Consider the following 17,875-nt stretch of genomic DNA (forward strand, 5'->3'; position numbering starts at 1 on the left):
ATCGTCGTCTCCAGGTTGGGTGGTATTGCAACCTCAGTCTGGCCTCAGACTTGGTCGCTATCCACTCCCCATGGAATCTTCGCTACGCTCGCAATGACGGAGAAGAGGCTACATCTCGCAATGACGGAGTGTGCGGCCCCAGCGCGGCCTACTCCGCCAGCGCCTTCATTTCCTTGTAGAGGTCCGACTTGCCTTCGAAGCCGATGCCCGGCAGGTCGGGCATGGTGATGTGGCCGTTCTCGACGCGGACGCCGTCGGGGAAGCCGCCATAGGGCTGGAACAGGTCGGGATAGCTCTCGTTGCCGCCGAGGCCTAAGCCGGCTGCGATGTTGAGCGACATCTGGTGGCCGCCGTGGGGGATGCAGCGGCTTGGCGACCAGCCGTAGGTCTTCAGGACTTCCAGCGTGCGCTGGTATTCGCACAGGCCATAGGACAGCGCGCAGTCGAATTGCAGCCAGTCGCGATCGGGCCGCATGCCGCCGTAGCGGATCAGATTGCGGGCGTCCTGGTGGCTGAACAGGTTTTCGCCCGTTGCCATCGGCCCCGGATAGAATTCGACGAGCGCAGCCTGCAGTGCGTAGTCGAGGGGATCGCCGACCTCCTCGTACCAGAACAGCGGATAATCGCGCAGCATCTTGGCGTAGGCGATCCCGGTCTCTAGATCGAAGCGGCCGTTGGCGTCCACCGCAAGCTGCGCGTCCTTGCCGATTTCCTTCAACACCGCCTCGATACGCGTGCGATCGTCCTCGATTCCCGCGCCGCCGATCTTCATCTTCACGACGTTGTAGCCGCGATCGAGATAGCCGCGCATCTCGCCGCGCAGCATCGAGAGGTCCTTGCCGGGATAGTAGTAGCCGCCGGCGGCGTAGACGAACACGCGCGGATTGGCTTTGACGCCATGACGCTCGGCCAGCAGGCCGAACAACGGTTGGCCCGCGATCTTCGCCACCGCATCCCACACAGCCATGTCGATAGTGCCGACCGCGACCGAGCGTTCGCCATGGCCACCCGGCTTCTCGTTGGTCATCATCGCGGCCCAGACCTTGTCGGGGTCGAGATTGTCGCCGGCCGCATTCAGTAGCGACTTCTGATCGGCCTCCAGGATGCGCGAGGCAAAACGCTCGCGGATCAGGCCGCCCTGCCCGTAGCGGCCGTTGGAATTGAAGCCATAGCCGACGACGCGCTTGCCGTCGCGCACCACGTCGGTGACGACGGCAACCAGGCTCGTCGTCATCTTGGTGAAATCGATATAGGCGTTGCGGATCGGCGAAGAGATTGGTTTTGTGATCTCGCGAACGTCGACGATGCGGACGGACATGGGGGACCTTTTACTTTCGTCATTGCGAGGAGCGAAGCGACGAAGCAATCCAGGTTGTCACTGCGGAAAGATTCTGGATTGCTTCGCTGCGCCGCTTCGCTCGCAATGACGAGTGGAGAGAGCACGGCGAGTTCTATTTCTTATCCCTGAAATACGGCTCGACCGGGCCGTGCACCTTGATGGTCAGCGGGTTGCCGTGGCGGTCCTTGGCGTTCCCTGCGGTGACGCGGACCCAGCCTTCGCTGATGCAGTATTCCTCGACATTGGTCTTCTCGACGTCCTTGAAGCGGATGCCGACGTCGCGCGCCAGGATGTCCGCGTTGTAATGGGGGCTGTTCGGATTGACCGAGAGGCGGTCCGGAAATTCGTCGCTCATGATTGTCTCGCTCATAACAGGGTCTCGATTTGCTGCCGCAATCCTTCGGGCCGCGCGGTCGGCGCATAGCGCGAAACCACCTTGCCGGCGCGATCAACCAGGAATTTTGTGAAATTCCATTTGATGGAGGCGCCCAACAGCCCGGATTGCTGGCGTTTCAGGTACTCATACAAGGGATGCGCATGGGCGCCGTTGACGTCGATCTTCTCGAACAGCGGGAAGGTAACGTCGTAATGGGTCGAGCAGAACGCCTGGATCTCACTCGCCGGCCCCGGCTCCTGCGCGCCGAACTGGTTGCAGGGAAAGCCGAGCACCGAGAAACCGCGCGGCGAGAGCTCGCGATGAATATCCTCCAGCCCGCGATATTGGGGCGTGAAGCCGCATTTGCTCGCAGTGTTGACGATCAGGAGCACCTGCCCTTCGAAACGTTTCAGGGCGACTTCATCGCCCGCAAGCGAATTGGCCTTGAAGTCGTAGATCGCAGACATCGCTAACCCACGGGGTCGATCGGCGACGGCGGCACGCCGCCCGCCTCGATCGCCTCGCCTGCGAGCAGACAAAGATCCTCGCGATAACGGCCGGACACGATGTGCACGCCGACCGGCGCCTTGCCGACGAGACCGGTGGAGACCGCGAGGCCCGGCAATCCCATGAAGGGAATGGCGATCTGCGGCAGCTGCGCCTCCCAGACGCGCTTGAAGGATTCGTCGTCCTTGCGGTCGAGATGATCCGGGAACGGCAGCTCGCCCGACACCGGCGTCAGCAGCACGGCATATGTCTCGAAGAACAGCATCCACTCGCGGGTCAGCGCGGCGCGGCGGGTCAACGCCTTGGCGTAATTCGCCTGGTCCATCGGCGTGACTCTGGCGCGGTTGCCGCGGAGGCACGCCAGCGCACCGGGATCGCCCTCACGCTCGGCCATCTCGAGCTGCGCCTCGTAGCCGTCGCCGAGCCAGAGTTTTGTCTGCCACTCCACCGCTTCGCGCATCGGCGGGGTGTTCTCGATCATTTCGACGGTCCAGCCGGCGCGTTCCAGCCGCTTGCCGGAATCGATGACGGCCGCCTTCACCTCGGGAGCAGTCGCAAGCCCGTCAGGGTTGAGGCAGAGCGCGGCGCGCTTCGGCCGCGCGGGACCTTCCAGCGGCGCTGGCACAAACCAGGGGTCGCGGATGTCGCGGGCCGACATCGCGGCGAGCGAAATTCTGAGATCGTTGACGGTGCGCGCCAGTGGTCCCGACACAGCCGTGATCTGCGGCCCGATCGGACGCTCGGGCAGCGCCGGGTTGAAGGCGGGAATGCGGCCCAGGGTCGGGCGCAGGCCGTGCACGCCGCAGGCATAGGCGGGATAGCGGATCGAGCCGGCAATGTCGGTGCCATGGGCGATATGGCCGATGCCGGCCGCGACCGCCGAACCGGCGCCGCCGGACGAGCCGCCCGGCGTCAGCGAGGCGTCGCGCGGGTTTTTGGTATCGCCATGGACCAGATTGGTGGTGAACCAGCGGTAGGAGAAGGCCGGGCAATTGGTCCGCCCAAGGAGAATGGCGCCCGCTTTGCGGAAATTGGCGACCACCGGGTTGTCCTCGCGCGCGATCAGGTCGCGCTGGAGTTTCAGGCCGTTGGTGGTGGCAAAGCCCTCCTGGTCGACATTGGCCTTGATGGTGACGGGCACGCCGGCCAGCACGCCGGGGTCCTCACCCCTCGCAATGGCGGCATCGACGGCATCAGCCTGCCTGAGCACATCCTCCGGCCGATGATCGATCACGGCATTGAGGCTGGGGTTGACGGCATCGAGCCGGGCGAGGCCGGCCTTGGCGGCTTCCCTGGCGGAAACCTTTTTGGCTTTGACGAGGGTGACGAGGTCGGCGGCCGACAGGCGCCAGAGATCTTGCATGGCTTGCTCCGTATAACCGGGCTCTTTTAGCCCCGGGAACGCGGCAAAGTCATGCAGATTTCGCAGGGATACCTCCGTCATTGCTGTGACGGGGAGAGAGCTGGGGGCTCAATGCCGCGTGGCGGACTGGTCGGGCATGTCGAGGAGCGCTTCAGTGAAGGGGAATTCGAGCACGATCTCGCCTTCGACGTCAGTGACCTCGATGACCGCTTCCATCAGGGCCGGCTGGGTGCCTTCCGATTTCAGGACCTCAAGGATCATTTGGCGAGCGACCTCCCAGGCGCGATCGGGATTGCGCAGGACCTCCCCTTCGGGATCCACGATCAGTTCGTTGCCGATGCGGGTGTTGAAGAAATATTTGGGCATCACCGAGATCCAATTGGGTCGCCTGTACCGGATTGAAAGCTGCACTGCACTCACAACTGCTTTATCAGGACAGCGTTCGCGGCCGAATGCCCCGTGGCGCAAGACTGCCTCATCAAAAGCGGTGTTCCAACCCCGATATTTCGCGCCGCAACATGGCTTTATCGGGAAGATTTCACTAGCGAACTTTTCCGCCCGCACTAACTTAAGGGCTGGGCGGATACGTCCGAATTCGCGAAATGGAGAGCCGAAATGGCCTGGAAAGCACCGAAGATCGTCGAAGTGCCCTGTGGCATGGAAATCAACATGTATGTGAGCGCCACCCGCAAGTAAGCGGCTGGCGATCTGCGTTCAGCGCAGGTGGGTCTCTCGGTCACGGCAGGTTTCCGAACGACGGAAACTGTGTTGGCCTGAGATCCACCTCGCAGCGTTCCTTCCAGGAGACGGATCATGCTTCGCGTCGTCGTCCTGGGCGCCGCAGCCGGCGGCGGAGTGCCGCAGTGGAATTGCGGCTGCGAGGGCTGCCGGGCGGCCCGTGAAAACGGCCAGGAGCTCCAGAGAACCCAAGCCTCGGTCGCCTTCAGCGGCGACGGCGAGCACTGGTTCTTGATCAACGCCTCCCCCGACCTCCGCCAGCAATTGAGTGCCACGCCACAGCTGCATCCGAAGGCAGGCGCGCTGCGCCATACGCCGATCGCAGGCGTGATCCTGACCAACAGCGAAGTGGACGCGGTGGCAGGCCTGCTGTCGATGCGCGAAGGCTCGCCCTTCACGGTCTATGCGCATGAGAAGGTGCTGGCGATCCTGAAAGCCAACAGCATCTTCAACGTGCTGAACGAGAAGAACGTGCGGCGCCAGCCGATCGACATCGATGAGCCGTTCGAGCCGCGGCTGCCGGACGGGGCGCGCTCAGGACTAGAGCTGCTGCCCTTCGCGGTATCTGGCAAATCGGCCTGGTATCTGGAAGGCAAGGCGCATCCGGGCGGCGAGACCGGCGACGGCGATACGCTGGGATTGAAGATCACCGACAAAGCGACCGGCAAGTACTTCTACTTCATCGCCGCCTGCGCCGAGGTCACCGACGCGCTCAAGGCCGAGATCGACGGCGCCGCTTTGGTGTTCTTCGACGGCACGGTGTGGCAGGACGACGAGATGATCAGGGCCGGGCTTAGCCATAAGACCGGGAAGAGCATGGGCCATGTCGCGATGTCCGGCGACGACGGCGCCATTGAGCGGCTCGCCGATCTCACACTCGACAGGAAGATATTTCTGCATATCAATAACTCGAATCCGGCGCTGCTGCCCGCATCACCCGAGCGCAAGGCCGCTGAAGCGGCGGGCTGGCAGATACCCGCTGACGGAACGGAGATCGTGCTGTGAATGCCGCGTCACTGACTGGAATGACCTCGCTCTCGATCGGCAAGGACATCAAGCTCAACTCCGCCGAGGAGCTGGAGGCGACATTGCGCCATATCGGGGCGACGCGCTATCACAGCCTGCATCCGTTCCATAAGCTGCTGCACGGCGGCAAGCTGAACAAGGGCCAGGTGCAGGCCTGGGCGCTCAACCGGTACTATTACCAGAGCACGATCCCGATCAAGGACGCGGTGGTGATCTCGCGCTTCCGCGACCGCGCCACCCGGCTGGAATGGCGCCACCGCATCGAGGACCATGACGGCGATATCGGCTCTGAGGGCGGCATCGAGCGCTGGCTCAAGCTGACCGACGGCCTCGGGCTCGACACGACCTATGTGGAGTCGACCGAAGGCATCCTGCCGGCGACGCGTTTTGCGGTCGAAGCCTATGTCCACTACTGCCGCGAAAAGAGCCCGCTGGAGGCGATCGCCTCCTCGCTCACCGAATTGTTTGCGCCGAACCTGCACGAGGAGCGCATCTCCGGCATGCTGGAGCACTACGACTTCGTCAATCCTGACATCATGAGCTACTTCAAGCGCCGACTGGCGCAGGCGCCGCGGGACGCCGGCTTCGCGCTCGACTATGTCAAGGCGCATGCGAGGACGCCGGAAGAGCGCGCGTCGGTCTGCAATGCGCTGATCTTCAAGACCAATGTGCTATGGGTGCAGCTCGACGCGCTCCAACACGCCTATGTCGAGGGCCACATTCCGCCGGGCGCGTTCGTGCCCCAAGAACACCAAAAGGCGAGCTGAGGGAACAACCGATGGCCGGGCCGCGTAACATCAGCGTCAGCGAGACGAGCCGGCCGGTTCTGCCGCGGCACGCCAAGCTGAAGTATGACGAAACGCGAAAAGTCTGGGTGATCCTGGCGCCGGAACGGGTGCTGGCACCCGACGAGATCGCCGTCGAGGTCTTGCAGCTCTGCGACGGCGAGCGCAATGTCGGCGACATCTCCGACCAGCTGGCCGCGAAATACGCCGCACCGCGCGATGCGATCCTCACCGATGTGATCGCCATGCTGCAGGATCTCGCCGACAAGGGCTTTCTCACGGAGGCCCGGGAGAAGACGTCATGAGCGATGTGCTCGGTAATCCCACCATCCCGGCTGACGCCAGCGACAGCCTCGCGGTGCTCGAAAAGCAGCGCTCGACGGCGGAAACATTCGGCATTCCGCTCGCCGTGCTGCTCGAGATCACGCATCGCTGTCCGCTGCAATGCCCCTATTGCTCCAACCCGGTCGAGCTCGACCGCTCGGGCAAGGAGCTGACTACCGAGGAATGGAAGAAAGTCCTGAGCGAGCTCGCGGAGATCGGCGTGCTCCAGGTGCATTTCTCCGGCGGCGAGCCGACCGCGCGCAAGGATCTGGTCGAGCTGGTCAAGCACGCCAGCGACGTCGGCCTCTACACCAACCTCATCACCTCCGCCGTGCTGCTGACACGCGAGCGGCTAAGCGAGCTGGCCGATGCCGGGCTCTGCCATGTGCAGATCAGCTTCCAGGGCGTTGAAGAAGCCCTCGCCGATCGCGTCGGCGGCTACAGAGGCGGGCACCACAAGAAGCTCGAAGTGGCAAAATGGACGCGCGAGCTCGACCTGCCGCTCACCGTAAATGCGGTGATGCACCGGCAGAACCTGCATCAGCTTCCTGATATCATCCAGATGTCGATCGATCTCGACGCCGACCGGCTCGAGGTCGCCAACGTGCAATATTACGGCTGGGCCCTGAAGAACCGCGCCGCGCTGATGCCGACGGTGGCGCAGCTCGACGAGTGCACCCACACCGTCGAGGAAGCGCGCGAGCGGCTCAAGGGCCGGCTGACGATCGACTACGTCGTGCCCGACTATTACGCGCTGCGGCCGAAGAAGTGCATGGGCGGCTGGGGCCGGCAATTCTTCAACATCTCCCCGGCCGGCAAGGTGCTGCCCTGCCACGCCGCCGAGAGCATCACCGGGCTCGACTTCGAATCGGTGCGCTCCAACCATTCGATCGCCTGGATCTGGCAGAACTCGGACGCCTTCAACCGCTATCGCGGCACCGGCTGGATGAAGGAGCCGTGCAAGTCGTGCGAATTCCGGGAGATCGATTTCGGCGGCTGCCGCTGCCAGGCTTTTGCGCTGACCGGCGACGCCGCCAACACCGATCCGGCCTGCGCGCTGTCGCCGCTGCATGAGACCATCTTCAAGCAGGCCGAGCGCGAAGCCGAGGGCGAAACCAACCGCTTCCTCTATCGCAATTTCGCCGGCGGCACTCTGGAATCCGAGAATGGTGCCTGACGCCGACGCGGCCGCATCCGCCAAACGTACCGATCCCTTTGCGCCGCTGACCTCCGAAATGCTCGACGTCGGCGACGGCCACGAGCTCTATATCGAGAGCACCGGCCGCACTGACGGAATCCCTGCGGTCTATCTGCATGGCGGCCCCGGCAGCGGCTGCCAGCCCGACCATCGCCGGCTGTTCGATCCCGACCGTTTTCATGCCGTGCTGTTCGACCAGCGCGGCTGCGGCCGCAGCCGGCCGAAGGGATCGCGCGAGCACAACACCACGGCGCACCTGATCGCGGACATGGAAAAAATCCGCGAAAATTTCGGCTGCGACCGCTGGATGGTGGTCGGCGGCTCCTGGGGCGCGACGCTGGCGCTGGCGTATGCGCAGGCGCATCCCGAGCGCGTCTCCGGCATCGCGTTGCGCGCGACGTTTTTGGGTACGCGAGCGGAAGTGGAGACCGCCTTCACCTCGCGCCTGTCGCAGTTCTATCCCGTGCTCTACGCGGATTTCCTGAGCGTGCTGCCGGTCGAGGAGCGCGAGCGGCCGGTGGACGCCTATTGGCGCCGCATCCTCGATGCCGACCCGGCCGTGCACGGCCCAGCATCGCGCGCATGGCATGATACCGAGCGCGCGTTGTCCGAGCACAAGGCAGCAAAGACGCGAATCGACATGGCCTCGCTGAATGTGTGGCGCACACTGCCTGCGACGCCATTCATGGAGGCGCATTATTTCGTCCAGGACAGCTTCATGTCCGAGAACCAGTTGTTGCGGAACGCCGGTCAGCTCGATGGCATTCCGGGCATCATCGTCCAGGGACGCTACGATCTGCTGTGCCCTCCTGAGACATCTCAGGCGCTCGCGAAAGTGTGGCCGGGTTCCGAGATTCGCATCGTGGAAGAAGCCGGACATTCGCTCTATGATGCCGGCGTGCGGGACGCGGTCATGAAGTCGATCGCGGATCTCGCCTCGAAGGCCGCGCGATAGATCTATCTCCTCATCCTGAGGAGCGCTTCGAAGGAGCGCGTCTCGAAGGATGCAGGCCGAGATGCGAAAGCCGGGCCTTCATGGTTCGAGACGCCACTTCGTGGCTCCTCACCATGAGGGTGTGGATGGGAAGGACAACAAGAAAATGCCGCTCGCCGGAACAGGCATGCTGCTGACGTCGATGAACATCGACGCGGCACACGAAGCCGATTTCAACCGCTGGTACGATCGCGAGCATCTGGAAGAGCGCGTCGCGATCGAGGGATTCCTCGAGGCGCGGCGCTATGTCGCTCACGCCGCCAATCCCAAATATCTCTCCCTGTATTCGACCGAAACGCTCGACGTGCTCGACAGCCCCGCCTACCGGGCGCGGCTCGCCAATCAGACCGAATGGTCGCGGCGGAACATGGCGCATTTCAAGGACATGCTCCGCGTTGTCGCGCGTATCACCATCAGCAACGGTGCCGGGCGCGGGGCTGCGCTCGGCGTGGTGCGGCTGCGGCCGACGCCTGAGAATGCCGGGGCATGGCGTGACGCGCTGCAAGAAAAGCTGGCGCCGCAACAGCGCGAGGGCATCATCTCCATGCATCTGCTCGAGAGCGAACCCGAATTGTCAGGCGCGACCGCGGACATTCCGGCGGTGCGCAACGAAGGCGCGCGCGACTGGTTCGTGCTGGTCGACGGCACGCATGTCAGCGCGGTCTCGGCCGTGATCGCCGAGCGCTTCACCGGCCCTGCCGCGGCGCCATTCCCGCTTCCTGTGTCGGTCGGCACCTACAGCCTCATGTGGGATCTCGCGAAGAGCGACATCGCTCACAATTAAGCAATCGGACGCATCGCAACATGCTGCACCGCCGCATACCGGCGCGGCCGTTAATGCTGTGCGCGCGGAGCTCCCATGAAAGAGGGGAAGCGCGAAAATTTGCCGTTGTACTTCGGAAGGGTTCTAATAAGCTAACCCAATGACGTCATTCAGAAACCAGATCGAAGCGAGTTAGCGTTCGCCAAGCTCAAGAAAAGGCCGCGGGGGTCTTTGAGCCTGCGCGGACAGGGTAGGAATGAAACCGACCGATATCGCGGCCCCCGACTACTTTCACAAAGTGGTCGATTGCCAATGGGCCTGTCCTGCACACACCCCCGTCCCCGAATACATCCGACTGATCGCCCAAGGCCGCTACAGCGACGCCTACATGATCAATTGGAAATCGAACGTGTTTCCCGGAATTCTGGGACGCACCTGCGACCGTCCATGCGAGCCGGCGTGCCGGCGCGGACGCGTCGAGGAGACGCCGGTCGCGATCTGCCGCCTCAAGCGCGTCGCCGCCGACTTCAAGGACGATATCACGCAGCGCCTGCCGCGGCCTTCGGCGAAAAACGGCAAGCGTGTTGCATTCGTCGGCGGCGGCCCAGCCTCGCTGACGGTCGCGCGCGATCTCGCGCCGCTCGGCTATCACTGCACCGTGTTCGACGGTGACCCCCAGGCCGGCGGGATGATGCGCTCGCAGATCCCGAAGTTCCGGCTGCCCAATTCGGTGATCGACGAGGAGACCGGCTACATCCTCAATCTCGGCGTCGACTTCAAAGGCGGCCATCGCATCGAGAGCATGAAGGCGCTGCTCGCGGAGAAATATGACGCGATCTTCGTCGGCTCCGGCGCACCGCGCGGACGCGAACTCGACATCCCCGGACGCAAGGAAGCAGCCGCCAACGTCCATATCGGCATCGACTGGCTGTCCTCGGTCTCGTTCGGTCATACCGACAAGATCGGCAAGCGCGTCATCGTGCTCGGCGGCGGCAACACCGCGATGGATTGCTGCCGGACCGCGCGCCGCCTCGGCGGCGAAGAGGTGAAGGTCGTCGTGCGCTCCGGCTTCGAGGAGATGAAGGCCTCGCCCTGGGAGAAGGAAGACGCGCTCCACGAAGACATCCCGATCCTCAACTTCCTCGTCCCCGTCGCCTTCGTCCACGACGACGGCAAGCTCACCGGCATCACCTTCCAGAAAGTGAAGGCCGAATACGACGCCAAGGGCCGCCGTAACCTCGTGCCCTCCGGCGAGCCGGACCAGACCATCGAATGCGACGACGTGCTGGTCGCGGTCGGTCAGGAGAATGCCTTCCCCTGGATCGAGCAGGATTGCGGAATCGAGTTCGATAAATGGCACATGCCCAAGGTCGATCCGAAGACGTTCGTATCGACCAATCCAAAAGTGTTCTTCGGCGGCGACGCCTCGTTCGGACCGAAGAACATCATCTGGGCCGTGGCGCAGGGCCATGATGCCGCGCTGTCGATCCACAGGATGCTCTCGGGCGAGGACATCACCGAACGGCCCTTGCCGGAGGTGCATGTCTCATCGCAAAAGATGGGCATCCACGAATGGAGCTATGACAACGACATTTCCAACGACAAGCGTTTCAAGGTGCCGCATCGCGACAAGGTGATCGCGCTGAAGGACATTCGCACCGAGGTCGAGCTCGGCTACGACGTCAAGCTGGCGCTTGGCGAAGCCGAGCGCTGCCTGAACTGCGACGTGGAGACGGTGTTCTCGACCTCGCTCTGCATCGAATGCGACGCCTGCGTCGATATCTGCCCGATGGATTGCATCACCTTCACAGAGAATGGCGAAGAGGCCGATCTGCGCCAGCGCCTGAAAGCGCCCTCGCCCCGTCCGGACCAGGACCTCTACGTCTCCAGCGACCTGAAGACCGGGCGCGTGATGGTCAAGGACGAGGATGTCTGCCTGCATTGCGGGCTGTGCGCCGAGCGTTGTCCCACCGGCGCCTGGGACATGCAAAAATATTTCATCGAGATGACTTACGCAGGTTCAGCATGTCCGACAAAAAGCCGATCAGCAGCGTAAACGACTTCGTCGTCCGCTTCGCCAACGTCAATGGATCGGGCTCGGCCAGCGCGAACGAGATGTTCGCGCGCGCGATCCTGCGTCACGGCGTTCCGGTGAGCCCCCGCAACATCTTCCCCTCCAACATCCAGGGGCTGCCGACCTGGTACGAGGTGCGGGTGACCGAACACGGCCATCTCGGCGCCCGCGGCGGCGTCGACATGATGGTGGCGATGAACCCGCAGACCTGGGACAAGGACGTCGCGGGCATCGAGCCCGGCGGCTATCTGTTCTACGATTCCACCAAGCCGATGCCGTCGACGAAATTCCGCGACGACATCACCGTGATCGGCGTCCCCCTGACCGCGATCACCAACTCGACTTACACCGATCCGCGCCAGCGCCAGCTGTTCAAGAACATCATCTATCTCGGCGCGCTCTCGGCGTTGCTCGACATGGACCCGAAACTGATCGAGCAGCTGATCGGCGAGCAGTACAAGGGCAAGGAGAAGCTCTTGTCCTCCAACGTCCACGCGCTGCATCTCGGCCGCGACTGGGCACTGCAAAACCTGAAATGCCCGACCGGGCTACGGGTGAAAAAGTCCGACAAGGTCGGCGACCGCATCTTCATCGAGGGCAACAGCGCCGCCGCGCTCGGCGCCGTCTATGGCGGCGCCACCGTGTGCGCATGGTATCCGATCACGCCGTCCTCGTCCGTGGCGGAGGCTTTTACCGCTCACTGCAAGAAGTACCGGCACGATCCTGATACGGGCAAGGCGAAATACGCGATCGTGCAGGGCGAGGACGAGCTGGCTTCGATCGGTATCGTGATCGGCGCCTCCTGGAACGGCGCGCGCGCATTCACCGCGACCTCCGGCCCCGGCATCTCGCTGATGACGGAGTTCATCGGCCTTTCATACTTCGCCGAAATCCCGGCCGTGATCATGAACATCCAGCGCGCCGGTCCCTCGACCGGCATGCCGACCCGCACCCAGCAATGCGACATCATCGCCTGCGCCTATGCTTCGCATGGCGACACCAAGCATGTGCTGCTGTTCCCGGAAGATCCGGCTGAAGCGTTCGAATTTGCAGCCGCCGCTTTCGATCTCGCCGAGCGGCTCCAGACCACCATCTTCCTGATGCTCGACCTCGATATCGGCATGAACCACCGGCTCTGCCGTCCCCTGAAGTGGGACGACGCCAAGCAATATGACCGCGGCAAGGTCATGACCGCGGAGATGCTGGACGAAGGCCGTGACTTCGGCCGCTATCTCGACGTCGACGGCGACGGCATCCCCTACCGCACCTATCCCGGCACGCATCCGACCAAGGGCTCCTATTTTACCCGCGGCACTTCGCGTGATCGCTATGCGCGGTACTCCGAGGAAGGCTCGGTCTACGCCGACAACATGCAGCGTCTCATGCGCAAGTTCGAGACCGCGCAGGATCTGGTGCCGCGGCCGCTGCAGGCCAATGCGGAACGGCCGACCAAATACGGCGTGATCTATTTCGGCTCGACCACGCCGGCGATGGACGAGGCGATCGGATTGCTGGAAACGCGCGGGCATCAGCTCGACCGCCTGCGCATCCGCGCCTTCCCGTTCCACTCGAGCGTGGCGAGCTTCCTCGCCGAACACGATTTCGTCTACGTGGTCGAGCAGAACCGCGACAGCCAGCTGCGCCAGCTCATCGTCAACGAGAACGGCATCGACCCGGTGCGGCTCGTGCCGATCGTGCATTACGACGGTTCGCCGATCACCGCCCGCTTCATCGCAAAAGCCATTGGCGACCACCAGGATCACCTCAAGGTGACCCCGCTCCGCAAGGCCGTGTCATGACCTACATTGCAAAGCCGAAATTCCATCATCCGGGCCTCAAGAAGAACGAGCTCGGCTACACCCATCGCGACTACGAAGGCAAGATCTCGACCCTGTGCGCCGGCTGCGGCCATGACTCGATCACGGCGTCGATCATCGAGGCCTGCTACGAGCTTTCGATCGAGCCGCACCGGGTGGCAAAAATCTCGGGTATCGGCTGCTCCTCGAAGACGCCGGACTACTTCCTCGGCAATTCACACGGCTTCAACACCGTGCATGGCCGCATGCCGTCGGTCTTGACCGGCGCCAACCTCGCCAACCGCGATTTGATCTATCTCGGCGTCTCCGGCGACGGCGACTCTGCGTCGATCGGCTTCGGCCAGTTCGCGCATTCGATCCGGCGTGGCGTCAACATGACCTATATCGTCGAGAACAACGGCGTCTATGGCCTGACCAAGGGCCAATTCTCCGCGACCGCCGACCGCGGCTCGAAATCCAAGAAGGGCGCCACCAACACCGACAACGCCATCGACCTCGTCGCGATCGCGCTGCAGCTGGGCGCCACCTTCGTCGCGCGCTCGTTCTCCGGCGACAAGTCCCAGCTCGTGCCGCTGATCGCGGCGGCGATCGGCCATAAGGGCGCGTCGTTCATCGACGTCATCAGCCCCTGCATCGCCTTCAACAACCACGCCGGCTCGACCAAGAGCTTCGACTATGTCCGCGAGCACAATGACGCGGTGAACCGGCTCGACGTGCTGGTCGGCCGCGACCCCATCGCGGTGGATTACGCACCAGGCACGGTGCAGATGGTCGAGCAGCATGACGGCAGCAAGATCGCACTGCGCAAGATCGACGCCGACTACGATCCGCATGACCGGCTCGGTGCCCAGACCTTCCTCCAGAAGCACGCCGCCAAGGGCCAGATCGTCACCGGCCTGCTCTACGTCGATCCCGACGCGGAAGATCTGCACGAGCATCTCAACACGGTGGAGACGCCGCTCAACACGCTGGAAGCGGACACGCTGTGCCCAGGCTCGGCGATGCTGGACAAGTTCAACGCCAGCCTGCGGTGATCATTTGCCGCGCTGAGGCAACGGCCTGACGCGCACCGTGATCTTGTCCGACACGACGGGCGGCTCGAACGGATAGTGCTTGGCATCACCGAGCACGAGTTGAAGCGTGTGCGTTCCGGGCGGGAGGTCGAGAAGGGTTTCGGTCTGCCCTGCCCCGAAATGCAGATGCGACTTGTCCTGCAAGATCGGCTCCTTGGGATCGACGGGGTCATTGACGTCGATCAGCAAATGATGATGGCCGGCGTTCTGGTAGTCGTCGCCGGCATGCGTCACGCCCATGTTCCGCAAGCCGAACCGAACCAGAAATCCGCCGCGCACCTTCTGTCCGTCGTGCGGGGTGATGAAATAGAGTTTTGCGTCCTTGGGGGCGGTCTTGCCTTGCGGACAAGCGACACCCGGAAGCAATGCAAGCGCCGCCGATAGCGCGATGCAGCGAAGGATTTGCATCAAACCTACTCCAGCACTTAAGGACTGAGCGCGACGCGGAATCCGTGCGTCGGATAACGGACATTGGTGTCGTAGCCATCGCGGTTGGACGGCCGCACATATCTCGAATCGTTCTTCCAGGAGCCTGAGCGCAGGACATGAGCGCTGCAGTCCCCGCTGCTCCATGCCGAGCCGTCACCGGGTGCCCCCTGATAGGTTTTGTGCCAGCAGTCCTCGACCCATTGATCGACGCCGCCGCCCATGTCGTGCAGTCCGAACGGATTCGGCTTGAAGCTACCGACCTTCGCGGGCTGCTCGGCCGCGAGGTCACCACAATCCTTGCAACCGGCCATGCCTTGCTGAAGCTTGTCGCCCCACCAATATTTTGTCTGCGTTCCGCCGCGCGCGGCATATTCCCATTCGGCTTCGGTCGGAAGCCGGTAGGGCTTCTTCGTCGACCGCACGAGATAGGCCGCATATTGTTGTGCGTCTGACCAGCTCACATTGGTGACCGGCGCATCATCCTTGCCGATGGCCGTGAAGCCGCATACCTTCGCGGCCGCGCATTCGTTCCATTCCTGCACGGTCACCGGATATTTTCCGATCGAGAAGGGTTTGATCGTGACTTGATGGACAGGTCGTTCGGTCGGATCATCATTGCTTCCCATCGCGAAGCTCCCGCCGCGAATGGCGATCAATTCGGGTTCTCGCACCGGCGTTGCCGATTGGTCGGGCGCCGGGGCGGACGGCGAAGGTGATGAGGCCAACGAGGGCGACGGTTGCGGTGTCGGGGTCGCCGCTTCGCGCGGCGGAGGCTGCGGGATCGGGGACACGCTGGGAGAGACGGCCGGCGTGGCCGCCTGCTCGTTCGTCCTGATCGGCTGCGTCAGCAGGTACCAGAGCACGCCGGCGGCAATGACCAGCAGCGTGATGCTCAAGAGAAAGATGAGGGTATTCTCGCGCCGGCCTCGCGTCGTGCCGACCGCATTTGCGTCCGGCAGCACGCGATAGATGCGCACGGGATCCGTGATGTTCTTGACCTTACGGTCCCCGAGCGACTCATAGCCGCACACCACCTTGTGCTTGATCTGCTCGTAGATCGCGCCCGAGATGTAGACCTGACCAGGCTCCGCAATGCCTTCGATGCGTGTCGCGATGTTGACGCCATCGCCGTAGACATCGTCCGGCTCCACAATGACATCACCCAGATTGACGCCAATCCGGTATTCGATCCGGGTATCTTTCGCGAGCGATGCGTTGCGGCCGATGAGGTTCTGCTGAATGACGATGCTGCATCGAACAGCCTCGACGGGACTGTCGAAAATCGCGATGAAGCCGTCGCCCGTCGTCTTCACCAGTGATCCGTGGTGCTCGACGATGCTGGGCTGGATGAGATCCCGTTCGATCCGTTTGACGCGGACGTGCGTGCCCTCCTCGTCGGCCTGCATCAGGCGACTGTAGGAAGCGATATCACCGACGATGATCGCGGCGAGACGACGAGGCATGGGGCCGTGTGAAGGCGGCTCGTCATTCCCGGATCTGAAGTTGCGAATTTCGCCCATCGCGGGGGGACTCCACCAACTACAAAGGCAGTCCCAGCTTACGACTTCCAAACGCGTCTGTCTGTGAAGGCTATCACATCAATGAAGCGGGGCAACGTCGAAGGAATCGCAGGCATCGAGTTCCGAAAGGCGACAGCGTCACCTCGATTGAACCTTCACGATCCCCGCGACGACTAACGCCCTGCATGGAACTATCAGCTCGCTCCGCCCCAGCGATGATCATGTCAGGGACACGCGACGTTGAACGCGTCGCACCCGGGCCGCGTCACAGCTTACAGCTCAGCTGCGGCGTTCGAGGCCATCATGAAGTTTTCCCTTTTTGCTGCCGTCATTTTTGCCACGTTCATCGGCGCCGCCCGGGCCGAGGAGGCCGAAGACATCCGCGAGGCGGGCAAGACCGAGGCCGAGACCTTCAACGCGCGGATGTACGCAGGCACGCCCGGCAACAAGGCTTATGCCTGCTTCGTCCGCCGCTACGATGCCGAACACCTGGCGCGGCATCCCAAGCAGAAAGTCGCCTTGCTGAAGCTGCTGGTCTCCGCGGAATTCGACAGCGAGGACAAGCAGCTGCACAATTCCTTCCGGCTCGGCTTCAAATATCGCCATCGTAGCGGCGATTTCAATTCCGGCGGCTCCTGTAGCCATGTTGTGTTTGTGAAGGACGGGAACGATGTCCGCCTCGGCTGCGGCGTCGACTGCGAGGGCGGCAGCATCGGGGTTGCGCTGTCGAAGGACGATAAATCGGCCGTCGTGCGGCTGGTGCGGGTCAGGGTCTGGCAGAACAACAGGCCGGATGACGACGCCGAGCAATCGCTGGTCGCGGCGCCGACGACGGGATCTTCCGCCTCAACCGCACTGACGCCCGAGAGTGCGCCTCGCTCGTGACCGATCGCAAGGAAGTCGCCGCGCTCCGCCACAAATGATATATCTCAGGCGCAATCGAGGGAGATCGTCATGAACCGCCGGAACATCCTATGGAGCGCCGTCTCGGCGGTGGGCGCGGCGCTTGGCGCCTCGCGTGCACAAGCCGCCACCGAAGCGAGCACGGGCAGCAAGCTGAAGGTGGTCTATCACCTCAGCGACGCGGAGAAGGTCAATTTCGTGCTCGGCAACATCCAGAACCACATCGACGGCGTCGGCGGTCCTGATCAGGTCACGATCGCGCTGGTGATCCATGGACCGGCGCTGAAGGCGTTTCACGGGGCGCAGGCCAACCCTGACATCAGCAAGCGCGTCAGCGATTTCTCCAAGGACGGCGTCGAGCTCGCCGCGTGCGGCAACACGATGAAGGCGCAGAACGTCACGCTTACGGATCTCTTGCCGGGCTTCGTCAGCGCGGAAAAAGGCGGCGTGGTCCGCCTGGCCGAGCTTCAGTCGCAGGGTTATCTCTATCTGCGGCCGTAAGCAGGTTACCGCGAAAAGGTGAGCTCCCTCCCCCGCTTGCGCGCTGTCGAATTCACACATATTGCGGAGGAATTTGATTGCTGATTCCGTGAGTTGAGTGATGATTCGCGGGAGCGAGCGATGTCTGGGATGGATTACGGTCTGG

18 protein-coding genes and 1 pseudogene are annotated in these 17,875 nt (G+C 63.1%); 12 read left to right on the plus strand and 7 right to left on the minus strand.

All coding sequences use genetic code 11. The features are described from left to right. Positions 1 to 148: 148 nt before the first annotated feature. The 5 genes from tarD to IVA74_RS01650 all read right to left on the minus strand — a co-directional run bounded on the left by tarD (position 149) and on the right by IVA74_RS01650 (position 3,951). A complete protein-coding gene (tarD, locus tag IVA74_RS01630; protein ID WP_247339240.1) occupies positions 149 to 1,318 on the minus strand; it encodes a mandelate racemase/muconate lactonizing enzyme family protein in 1,170 nt (389 codons plus the stop codon). Positions 1,319 to 1,451: 133 nt separating this feature from the next. Continuing rightward, on the minus strand, positions 1,452 to 1,709 hold the full coding sequence (locus tag IVA74_RS01635; protein WP_247339241.1) for a DUF3297 family protein: 258 nt from the start codon (positions 1,707 to 1,709) through the stop codon (positions 1,452 to 1,454). After that, positions 1,706 to 2,182, minus strand: a complete 477-nt coding sequence (locus IVA74_RS01640) for a glutathione peroxidase (RefSeq protein WP_247339243.1) — start codon at positions 2,180 to 2,182, stop codon at positions 1,706 to 1,708. The genes IVA74_RS01635 and IVA74_RS01640 overlap by 4 nt, the downstream gene beginning before the upstream one ends. 2 nt (positions 2,183 to 2,184) lie before the next feature. Then, entirely contained in the window at positions 2,185 to 3,585 is a 1,401-nt protein-coding gene (locus IVA74_RS01645) for an amidase family protein (protein WP_247339245.1), read from the minus strand. A 108-nt stretch (positions 3,586 to 3,693) separates the two neighbouring features. Beyond that, on the minus strand, positions 3,694 to 3,951 hold the full coding sequence (locus IVA74_RS01650) for a hypothetical protein (protein WP_247339247.1): 258 nt from the start codon (positions 3,949 to 3,951) through the stop codon (positions 3,694 to 3,696). 249 nt (positions 3,952 to 4,200) lie between these two features. Between IVA74_RS01650 and pqqA the strand changes: the two genes are divergently transcribed. The 10 genes from pqqA (at position 4,201) to IVA74_RS01700 (ending at position 14,338) form a co-directional block, all read left to right on the plus strand. Further along, positions 4,201 to 4,281, plus strand: a complete 81-nt coding sequence (gene pqqA, locus IVA74_RS01655) for a pyrroloquinoline quinone precursor peptide PqqA (protein ID WP_007595659.1) — start codon at positions 4,201 to 4,203, stop codon at positions 4,279 to 4,281. A gap of 117 nt (positions 4,282 to 4,398) precedes the next feature. Beyond that, positions 4,399 to 5,328, plus strand: coding sequence for a pyrroloquinoline quinone biosynthesis protein PqqB (gene pqqB, locus IVA74_RS01660; RefSeq protein ID WP_247339249.1), 930 nt, complete (start codon positions 4,399 to 4,401; stop codon positions 5,326 to 5,328). Then, a complete protein-coding gene (gene pqqC, locus IVA74_RS01665; RefSeq protein WP_247339251.1) occupies positions 5,325 to 6,116 on the plus strand; it encodes a pyrroloquinoline-quinone synthase PqqC in 792 nt (263 codons plus the stop codon). Before pqqB ends, pqqC begins: the two co-directional genes overlap by 4 nt. Positions 6,117 to 6,127: 11 nt before the next feature. Beyond that, positions 6,128 to 6,439, plus strand: a complete 312-nt coding sequence (gene pqqD / locus IVA74_RS01670; RefSeq protein WP_247339255.1) for a pyrroloquinoline quinone biosynthesis peptide chaperone PqqD — start codon at positions 6,128 to 6,130, stop codon at positions 6,437 to 6,439. Further along, positions 6,436 to 7,635 carry a pyrroloquinoline quinone biosynthesis protein PqqE gene (pqqE, locus tag IVA74_RS01675; RefSeq protein ID WP_247339257.1) on the plus strand — a complete coding sequence of 400 codons (1,200 nt, stop codon included), beginning with the start codon at positions 6,436 to 6,438 and terminating at the stop codon, positions 7,633 to 7,635. The genes pqqD and pqqE overlap by 4 nt, the downstream gene beginning before the upstream one ends. Beyond that, positions 7,625 to 8,611 (plus strand): prolyl aminopeptidase, encoded by a 987-nt coding sequence (pip, locus tag IVA74_RS01680; protein WP_247339259.1) that lies wholly within the window; start codon positions 7,625 to 7,627, stop codon positions 8,609 to 8,611. The genes pqqE and pip overlap by 11 nt, the downstream gene beginning before the upstream one ends. 145 nt (positions 8,612 to 8,756) lie before the next feature. Next, a complete protein-coding gene (locus tag IVA74_RS01685) occupies positions 8,757 to 9,434 on the plus strand; it encodes a DUF4286 family protein (RefSeq protein ID WP_247339261.1) in 678 nt (225 codons plus the stop codon). Between the two features lie 235 nt (positions 9,435 to 9,669). Further along, complete coding sequence (locus tag IVA74_RS01690; protein ID WP_247339265.1) at positions 9,670 to 11,469, plus strand: FAD-dependent oxidoreductase; 1,800 nt, start codon at positions 9,670 to 9,672, stop codon at positions 11,467 to 11,469. Beyond that, on the plus strand, positions 11,439 to 13,286 hold the full coding sequence (locus tag IVA74_RS01695; protein ID WP_247339267.1) for a 2-oxoacid:acceptor oxidoreductase subunit alpha: 1,848 nt from the start codon (positions 11,439 to 11,441) through the stop codon (positions 13,284 to 13,286). Before IVA74_RS01690 ends, IVA74_RS01695 begins: the two co-directional genes overlap by 31 nt. Further along, positions 13,283 to 14,338 (plus strand): 2-oxoacid:ferredoxin oxidoreductase subunit beta, encoded by a 1,056-nt coding sequence (locus tag IVA74_RS01700; protein WP_247339269.1) that lies wholly within the window; start codon positions 13,283 to 13,285, stop codon positions 14,336 to 14,338. The genes IVA74_RS01695 and IVA74_RS01700 overlap by 4 nt, the downstream gene beginning before the upstream one ends. Here the strand turns inward: IVA74_RS01700 and IVA74_RS01705 are convergent, their stop codons facing one another. Further along, positions 14,339 to 14,785 carry a DUF4399 domain-containing protein gene (locus IVA74_RS01705; RefSeq protein WP_247339270.1) on the minus strand — a complete coding sequence of 149 codons (447 nt, stop codon included), beginning with the start codon at positions 14,783 to 14,785 and terminating at the stop codon, positions 14,339 to 14,341. It abuts the gene before it with no gap. A gap of 17 nt (positions 14,786 to 14,802) precedes the next feature. Further along, positions 14,803 to 16,326: an SUMF1/EgtB/PvdO family nonheme iron enzyme gene (locus tag IVA74_RS01710; RefSeq protein WP_247339274.1), complete on the minus strand. Its 1,524-nt coding sequence runs from the start codon at positions 16,324 to 16,326 to the stop codon at positions 14,803 to 14,805. 303 nt (positions 16,327 to 16,629) lie between these two features. Between IVA74_RS01710 and IVA74_RS01715 the strand changes: the two are divergent. Together IVA74_RS01715 and IVA74_RS01720 are read left to right on the plus strand one after the other, a co-directional pair. After that, positions 16,630 to 17,249 (plus strand): annotated as a pseudogene (locus IVA74_RS01715) (hypothetical protein). A 31-nt stretch (positions 17,250 to 17,280) separates the two neighbouring features. After that, positions 17,281 to 17,730 carry a DsrE family protein gene (locus tag IVA74_RS01720; protein WP_247339280.1) on the plus strand — a complete coding sequence of 150 codons (450 nt, stop codon included), beginning with the start codon at positions 17,281 to 17,283 and terminating at the stop codon, positions 17,728 to 17,730. Positions 17,731 to 17,875: the final 145 nt, after the last annotated feature.

It is taken from the genome of Bradyrhizobium sp. 132 (assembly GCF_023074185.1).
Classification (GTDB): domain Bacteria; phylum Pseudomonadota; class Alphaproteobacteria; order Rhizobiales; family Xanthobacteraceae; genus Bradyrhizobium.